Source organism: Candidatus Marinimicrobia bacterium CG08_land_8_20_14_0_20_45_22 (genome assembly GCA_002774355.1).
Lineage (GTDB): Bacteria > Fidelibacterota > UBA2242 > UBA2242 > UBA2242 > 0-14-0-20-45-22.
In genome coordinates this window covers 1-1,049 of sequence record PEYN01000104.1, presented here as the reverse complement: position 1 = coordinate 1,049, position 1,049 = coordinate 1, and the positions used below count along the sequence as shown (strand labels likewise).

The following is a 1,049-nucleotide window of genomic DNA, read 5'->3' as shown; positions in this document are numbered from 1 at the left end:
ACCTAAAAAGTAAATTTATTTCTTCTGGGTTTTTATACACCCAAAAGAATCGGCTTAGCGAACTATTATTTCCGATGAATTAAAACAGACGTGTAATGTCATTATAAAAAACGAGTGCCGTCAGCATTAAAATAAGTGCCAATCCAACTTGCTGAATCCGCAATTTCGCATTGATCGACAAAGGTTTTCGAATGACAGCTTCTATTAATATCACGACCAAATGCCCGCCATCGAGCGCCGGGATGGGCAGAATATTGATCAGCGCAAGGTTTACACTGATGATCGCCATCAGTCCAAACAGCGAACCGAGTCCTGATTTAGCTGACTGCCCGGCTAATTTTGCGATGAAAATCGGTCCGCCGAGATTTCGGATCGACTCTTCACCTGTTGCGACCATTTTTAGCGAGACAACGGTGATTTTCAGCCAGTACCAGGTATTGTTTGCTCCAGATGTAATCGATTCCCAAACGCTGGCATTCCTATGTGTAAATTTCGGGCTGATGCCGATCATACCGACATCGACGAAGCGGCTCCCTTTCAGAACTTTATTGGAAATCGTCTTCAGAGATTTTTGATGAACGACACCGCTTCTTTCCCATGCTATTTGGATAACGCTGTTCGGATGCGCATAAATGAGATCGGTCATATCCTTCCATGCGGTAACTTTTATTCCATTGATTGAAACGATTTTATCGCCGCTCTGAATTCCAACCGAATCCGCCGGGAAATTCGGAATGATGGTCTCGACGATTGCCTCCGGACTGGGATCGAAAACACCAGAACTCGCTGTTAAGATGGAAAAAATAATAAAAGCGAGAAGCATGTTAAACAGCACACCCCCGACAATAAAAAGCAACTTTTGCCATGTCTTCTTCGATCCGTACGACCACGACTCGGCACTCTTTGCACCTTCAATATCCATGCTCTCGTCAACCACGCCGGTGACTTTCACATATCCGCCCAGCGGAACGGCGGAGATACAATAGTCGGTGTCGCCGACCTTTTTACCGATCAGGCGCGGCGGAAAACCGAGCGAAAACACTTCGACA

The 1,049-nt window shown here is 45.8% G+C and carries 1 protein-coding gene; it reads right to left on the bottom strand.

The genetic code is table 11. The annotated features are described in order from the left end of the window. Positions 1-79: 79 nt before the first annotated feature. Positions 80-1,049, bottom strand: a 970-nt coding sequence (gene rseP / locus COT43_06260) for an RIP metalloprotease RseP (GenBank protein ID PIS28505.1), incomplete at its 5' end; no start/stop codon positions are given.